Here is a 6,645-nt window from a genome sequence, read left to right on the forward strand (position 1 = left end):
TAAATGAATATAGTTCATTTAGTCGGGAACGCAACCCCCTGCATGAGGCGCCTTGTCGCCTAGACTCCGGATCATGGAGCCCGCCCCGTCCGCCGCGCCCGAGACCTCGGGCGCCTCCGCCCCGCGCCGCCGCGGGAGGCCGTCCCAGCCCGTCCTCTCGCGGGGCAAGATCACGACGGCGGCCCTCGCCATCATCGGAAGGGCGGGCTACGAAGGGCTCACCATGGCCGCCCTCGCCCGCGAACTCAAGACTGCGCCGTCGGCCCTGTACAACCACGTCGCCTCGAAGGACGAGGTGCTCAACTGGGTCCAGGACGACGTCAACGACACCATCGACACCTCCGCCTTCGGACGTGACCCCTGGGATGTCGCGCTCATCAGATGGGCCTACTCGTACCGCGAAGCGTTCGCGAACCACTCGCCGCTCATCCCCGTGATCGCCGTCCTGCCCATCACCGGCGCGCCGCATACCCTCGAGATGTATGAGCGCGTCGCCGAGGGGCTCCGCGCCGGGGGCTGGCCTGAGGATCTCGTGATCGACGCGATCGTGGCCGTCGAGTCGTTCATCCTCGGCTCGGCCATGGACGTCTCGGCCCCCGAATGGATCTTCGACGTCGGCGAGCGGCGCGATCTTGCCCCCACCTTCGCCGACGCGGTCGGGGCACGGCGCGGGCGCGGTCGTGCCGCCGCGGACGACGCGTTCGCGCTGGGACTCCACGCGCTCGTCGCAGGGCTCCGCGGGACCCTCGCCTCGACCCTCGCGACGCGCCGCTGACCCCAGAGGCCCCTTCGCCCCTCCCCCTTGACCGTGGGCTGCGTCACTGCTCTAATAAACGAACGTCATTCATTTAGTGGCTCCCAGAGATCTACTCGCAAGCAGACCCCCACAAGAAGGACCCCATGCACGAGATCCTTGCCCTGCAGCCCCCGGTGTCGTGGGCCCGCACGAGCGAAGACACCGACCGCCGCGAACCGCTGCGCGTCGCGCTCGTCCAGCACCGCTGGCACGACGACCCTTCCGCGACCGAGGCCGAGCTCGAGGAGGGCATCCGGCGGGCAGGCGTGCGCGGCGCGAAGCTTGTCTTCCTTCCCGAGCTCACGCTCTCGCGCTACCCCGCCGACACCCTCCCCGCCTACAGGCCGAGCAGCATTGCCGAGGATCTGGAGACGGGCCCCACCCTCGCCTTCGCCCGCCGCGCCGCCCAGAAGCACGGCATCGCAGTCCACGCGAGCCTCTACCGCAAGGGCGACGAACACGACGAGCGCGGCTTCAACACCGCAATCCTCGTCGGCCCCGACGGCAGCCTCCTCGCAGCGACCGACAAGCTCCACATCCCGGTCACCGAGGGCTACTACGAGGACGAGTTCTTCCATCAGGGCCCCCAGCCCGGCCAGCCGCAGGCCGCCAACCACGGCTATCCGGTCCACGCCCCGGCCGAGCTCGGCGGCGTACGCCTCGGCCTTCCCACGTGCTGGGACGAATGGTTCCCCGAACTCGCTCGCGTCTACTCGCTCAACGGCGCCGAGGTCCTCGCCTACCCGACAGCCATCGGCTCCGAGCCTGGCCACCCAGGCTTCGACACGGAGCCGCTCTGGCGGCAGGTCATCGTCGGAAACGGGATCGCCAACGGCCTTTTCATGGTGGTCCCGAATCGCTGGGGAAACGAAGGACTCGTGACCTTCTACGGCTCGTCGTTCATCTCCGACCCGTACGGCCGCATCCTCGCCCGCGCCCCGCGGGAGGGCTCCGCCGTCCTCATCGCCGACCTCGACCTCGACCAGCGGCGGGACTGGCTCACCCTCTTCCCCTTCCTCACCACCCGCCGACCCGAGACCTACGCCGCGCTCACGGCGCCAGTCGACCCCACGGCCCCGTTCGGCGTCGTGCCCCAGCTCGAAGGCGCGCGCCCATGACCTGGCGCATGCCCGCCGAGACCGAGCCGCACGAGCGGCTCTGGATGGCCTGGCCCTCCGGCGGCTACACGCTCGGCGAGACCGACGCGGAGGCCCATGAGGCCCGTGCAGCCTGGGCCGCAGTCGCCCATGCGGCGCTTCGCTACGAGCCCGTCACCATGGTGGTGCGCCCCGAGGACCGCGCCATCGCGGCAGCTTACCTCGACGCGCGGGTCGGCCTCGTCGAGGCACCGCTCGACGACGCGTGGATGCGCGACATCGGCCCGAGCTTCGTGACGGACGACGACGGTCGGCTGGGAGCGGTCGACTGGGTCTTCAACGGCTGGGGGCAGCAGAGCTGGGCCTCGTGGGAGCACGACTCGGCGATCGGGCGGACCGTCGCCGACGCCGCCGCAGCCCAGCCCGTGCCGAGCGGCCTGGTCAACGAGGGCGGAGGGTTCCAGACCGACGGCCAGGGTACCGTGCTCCTCACCGAGTCCGTTCAGCTCGACCCCTTCCGCAACCCCGGCCTGACGAAGGCCGCCGTCGAAGCCGAGTTCGGGCGCACTGTCGGGGCCCGCCACGCCGTCTGGCTCCCGCGCGGACTCACGCGGGACACGAAGGAGTTCGGCACCCGCGGGCACGTCGACCTCGTCGCGGCGATCCCGTCACCGGGGACCCTGCTCGTGCACGTCCAGACGAACCCAGAGCACCCCGACCACGAGGTGAGCCACCAGCTGCTCGAGGTCCTCCACGCCTCCCGCACCGCGGACGGCAAGCCGTGGCAGATCACGGAGATCCCCGCCCCCGAGCAGCTGCACGACGGCGAGGACTGGGTGGACTGGAGCTACATCAACCACGTCGCCGTCAACGGCGGCGTCGTCGCCTGTGCCTTCGGCGACCCCCAGGACGAGAAGGCCCTCCGCCTCCTCGCCGACGCCTACCGCGGGCGGCAGGTCTCCGCCGTCGACGCCCGTCCGCTCTTCGCGCGCGGCGGAGGCATCCATTGCATCACCCAGCAGCAGCCCACCCGCACCTTCCGCCCCTCCGCAGGCATTGCCGCCGCGGATCGCACGAAAGAAAATGGCCTCTGATGTCCCAGAACTCCCCCATGCTGCAGAACTCCTCTGCGCTTCTGCGGAACCCCACCGCGCTCAAGCGGTCGCTCGGCCTGTGGGCGATCGTCGGCCTCGGTCTGGGGTACATGACCCCGACCACCGTCTTCGACACCTTCGGCATCGTCTCGGGCGAGACCAACGGCGTCGTCCCGCTTGCCTACCTCGTCGCGCTCGTCGCCATGGTCTTCACGGCCGTCAGCTACGGCCGGATGACCCGGGTCTACCCGTCCGCCGGCTCCGCCTACACGTACACGTCGGAGACGATCCATCCGAACCTCGGGTTCCTCGTCGGCTGGGCCTCCCTCCTGGACTATCTCCTCCTCCCGCTCGTCAATGCCCTGCTGATCCGCATCTACATGGAGTCGTTCTTCCCGGACACTCCCGCCTGGCTCTGGGTCGTCGCGTACGTCGTGCTCATCACGGTGATGAACCTCTGGAGCATGAACTCGACGTCGAAGGTCAACGGCATCCTCGTCGTCTTCGAGGTGGTGCTCATCGGCGTCTTCGTCGTGCTGGCGTGGAACGCCCTCACCCACGGCGCCGGGGACGCCTCCATCTTCTCGTCGACCCCGCTCTTCCACGACGGCGTGGACGCATCGGCGGTCATCAGCGGCGCGACGGTGGTCTGTTTCTCCTTCATCGGCTTCGACGCCATCACGATGTACACGGAGGAAGCCAAGGACACCAGCACGGTCCCGAAGGCGATCGTCCTCGCGCTCCTGATCGGCGGCGCGATCTTCTTCGTCGCCGCGTGGTTCGGCCAATCGGTCTTCCCGACGCTCGACGGCTTCCAGAACACCGACGACACGCTGCCCGAGATGGCCCTCAAGGTCGGTGGAGAGTTCTTCAAGATCCTCTTCACCTCGGCCGCGTTCGCCGCGACCGTCGCCTCGAGCCTCTCTTCGCACGCTTCGGTGTCCCGCATGATCTACGTCATGGGCCGCAACGGCCGGGGCCCCGTGTCGCGCTTCTTCTCCTTCGTCCACCCGAAGTACCGGACCCCGACGTCGGCCGTCCTCTTCGTCGGCGCCGTCTCGCTCCTCGCGATCCCGTTCACGCTCGAATTCATCTCCTCGATGATCAACTTCGGCGCGCTCATCGCGTTCACGTTCGTCAATCTCACGGTGATCATCCTGTTCGTGGTCCGGCGGAAGCAGTTCCGCTCGCCGCGGGACGTGTTCAGGAACATCGTGCTGCCTGTGATCGGCATGGCGCTCACGGGCGTCCTCTGGGCCAACCTCCAGGCCGATGCGCTCACGTACGGCGCCATCTGGCTCGGCATCGGCATGGTGTGCCTCCTCGTCATGACGCGCGGCTTCCGACAGCGGATCAACGTGAGCATGCGGGAGGAGGACGCCGTCGAGCTCGACGGCGAGTCCGTCACCGCCTAGCGCCCCCCGCGCGACCCTCGCGGGCCGCTTCGAAGCGAACGACGACGGCGCTCCCCTTCCGCGCACGGGGAGAGCCGTCGTCGTCCTTGCTGTGAGACAGTGAAGCGTGCCCGAAATCCTGCCCTTCCGCTATCTGTTCGGCCCCGGACCGAGCAATGCGTACCCCGAAGTCATGGCCGCCCTGTCCCACCCCGTGATCGGGCATCTCGACCCGGCGTTCATCGACCGCCTGGACCGCGTCGCGGAGGGCCTGCGCCGCGTCTGGGGCACGCGCAACGCGAGAACGTGGCCCGTGAGCGCGACGGGGTCGGGCGGCATGGAGGCCGCCTTCGTGAACATGGTGTCCGACGGCGACGTGGCCGTCGTCGCCGTCAACGGGCTGTTCGGCGAGCGCATGTGCGAGATCGCCCGGAGGTGCGGCGCCGACGTCGTTCGGGTGGACCACGAGTGGGGCCAGCCGGTCGACGTCGACCGCGTCCTGAGCGCGCACCCGCACCCGAAGGTCATCGCAGCCGTCCACGCCGAGACGTCCACGGGAGTCCGCTCCGACATCGCTGCGCTCGGTGCGGGCAAGGGCGATGCCCTGCTGCTCGTCGATGCCGTGACCTCGATCGGCGGCCTCGAACTCCGCGCGGACGGCTGGGGCATCGACATCGGCTACGCCGGAACGCAGAAGTGCCTCGGCGTACCGCCGGGCCTCTCGCCCTTCACCGTCTCGGAGCGTGCCTTCGAGCGGCGGGTCAAGGATCCGCGCTCGTGGTACTTCGACATCGGCCTGCTCGGCGGGTATGTCGGCGCCGGCGAGGGCCATACGCGCACGTACCACCACACGGCGCCGGTAACGATGGTCGCGGGGCTCGAGGCCGGCCTCGACCGGATCCTCGTCGAGGGGCTCGAGAACGTCTGGGCCCGGCACGAGGCCGCGGGCGCCGCGCTGCGCGACGGGCTCGAGGCGTTGGGGCTCGAGCTGTTCGCCGCCGAAGGCCACCGGCTGCCGAGCCTCACCACGGTGAAGGTGCCCGATGGGCTCGACTCGGCCCGCGTGCGCACGCATCTTCTCGAGCGGTACAGCATCGAGATCGGGGCGGGCGTGGGGCGCTACGCAGAATCGGTCTGGCGGATCGGGCTCATGGGTCCCAACGCGACGCCCGCGGGCGTGACCTTGGTGCTGGGGGCGCTCGAGGAGGCGATTGCCGCATCGTGAGCGACGCGTTCACCCCCGCCGGCATCACCCACTACCTTCCGCCGGACTTCCTCGCGATGAGCCTGCGGCGGGACGTCCTCGCGGGCCTCGGCAAGAGCCCGAAGACGCTCCCGCCCAAGTGGTTCTACGATCAGCGGGGCAGCCAGCTGTTCGAACGCATCACGCTGCTCGAGGAGTACTACCCGACGCGCGCCGAACGCGAGGCGCTCGAGCTCCACGCCGAGGACATCGCCGCAGCGGCCCCGGCGGAGACGCTCATGGAGCTCGGCTCCGGCTCGTCCCGCAAGACACCGCTCCTCCTCGACGCCCTCGCCGCCGCGGGGCCCCTCCGCCGCTACATCGCCGTGGACGTGAGCGACAGCGCACTCATCGCAGCGCGCAAGGAGCTCGCCGCCCTGTACCCCGCGCTGGATCTCGAGGCCGTTGCTGCGGACTTCGAGCACCAGCTGCACCTCCTACCGCACGAGGGGTGCCGGATGATCGCGTTCCTCGGCGGCACGATCGGCAACTTCGAGCCGGAGGACCGCCACCAGTTCCTCCGCTCGATCCGCGATTGCCTGAGGCCTGGCGAGGGCTCGCTGCTCATCGGCACGGACCTCGTGAAGCCGCCCTCCGTGCTGGTCCCCGCGTACGACGACGCCGAGGGCGTCACCGCCGAGTTCAACCGGAACGTCCTGCGCGTGCTCAACGCCGAGCTAGGCGCCGACTTCGATGTCGACGCGTTCGAGCATGTCGCGCTGTGGAACGAACGCGAGGAATGGATCGAGATGAGGCTCCGGGCGACCCGCCCCATGCGCGTCCGGCTGCCCGGAGTGGACCTCGAGGTGGACTTCGCGGCTGGCGAGGACCTGCGCACCGAGATCTCGGCCAAGTTCCGCCCCGAGCGATTCGCGGCCGACCTCGACGAGGCGGGCTTCGGCGTCGTCGGCCAATGGACCGACGCGGCCGGACGCTTCGGGCTCACGCTCGCCGAGCCGCGCTAGAGGGCGTTCCCAGAAGCTCACAAGGGTGTAACCGCGCGGAAACCGGGGAGCCGTAG

6 protein-coding genes are annotated in these 6,645 nt (G+C 69.6%); all 6 read left to right on the forward strand.

Translation table 11 applies throughout. The features are described from left to right. Nucleotides 1–73: 73 nt before the first annotated feature. The 6 genes from V7053_RS17170 (at nt 74) to egtD (ending at nt 6,589) form a co-directional block, all read left to right on the forward strand. Nucleotides 74–775 (forward strand): TetR/AcrR family transcriptional regulator, encoded by a 702-nt coding sequence (locus V7053_RS17170; protein WP_334173482.1) that lies wholly within the window; start codon nt 74–76, stop codon nt 773–775. A 125-nt stretch (nt 776–900) separates the two neighbouring features. Continuing rightward, nucleotides 901–1,914: a nitrilase-related carbon-nitrogen hydrolase gene (locus V7053_RS17175; protein ID WP_334173483.1), complete on the forward strand. Its 1,014-nt coding sequence runs from the start codon at nt 901–903 to the stop codon at nt 1,912–1,914. Next, nucleotides 1,911–2,987 carry an agmatine deiminase family protein gene (locus V7053_RS17180; RefSeq protein ID WP_334173484.1) on the forward strand — a complete coding sequence of 359 codons (1,077 nt, stop codon included), beginning with the start codon at nt 1,911–1,913 and terminating at the stop codon, nt 2,985–2,987. Before V7053_RS17175 ends, V7053_RS17180 begins: the two co-directional genes overlap by 4 nt. Beyond that, nucleotides 2,987–4,402 carry an APC family permease gene (locus V7053_RS17185; RefSeq protein ID WP_334173485.1) on the forward strand — a complete coding sequence of 472 codons (1,416 nt, stop codon included), beginning with the start codon at nt 2,987–2,989 and terminating at the stop codon, nt 4,400–4,402. Before V7053_RS17180 ends, V7053_RS17185 begins: the two co-directional genes overlap by 1 nt. Nucleotides 4,403–4,508: 106 nt before the next feature. Next, a complete protein-coding gene (locus V7053_RS17190) occupies nt 4,509–5,606 on the forward strand; it encodes a pyridoxal-phosphate-dependent aminotransferase family protein (RefSeq protein WP_334173486.1) in 1,098 nt (365 codons plus the stop codon). Beyond that, a complete protein-coding gene (gene egtD / locus V7053_RS17195; RefSeq protein ID WP_334173487.1) occupies nt 5,603–6,589 on the forward strand; it encodes an L-histidine N(alpha)-methyltransferase in 987 nt (328 codons plus the stop codon). The genes V7053_RS17190 and egtD overlap by 4 nt, the downstream gene beginning before the upstream one ends. The last annotated feature ends 56 nt before the right edge of the window (nt 6,590–6,645 follow it).

Source organism: Sinomonas sp., from assembly GCF_036848755.1.
GTDB lineage: Bacteria > Actinomycetota > Actinomycetes > Actinomycetales > Micrococcaceae > Sinomonas.

What these genes read in the sequence shown, in the direction of transcription:
- V7053_RS17170 (WP_334173482.1), top strand. Translation starts at nt 74, where the DNA reads ATGGAGCCCGCCCCGTCCGCCGCGCCCGAGACCTCGGGCGCCTCCGCC.
- V7053_RS17175 (WP_334173483.1), top strand. Translation starts at nt 901, where the DNA reads ATGCACGAGATCCTTGCCCTGCAGCCCCCGGTGTCGTGGGCCCGCACG.
- V7053_RS17180 (WP_334173484.1), top strand. Translation starts at nt 1,911, where the DNA reads ATGACCTGGCGCATGCCCGCCGAGACCGAGCCGCACGAGCGGCTCTGG.
- V7053_RS17185 (WP_334173485.1), top strand. Translation starts at nt 2,987, where the DNA reads ATGTCCCAGAACTCCCCCATGCTGCAGAACTCCTCTGCGCTTCTGCGG.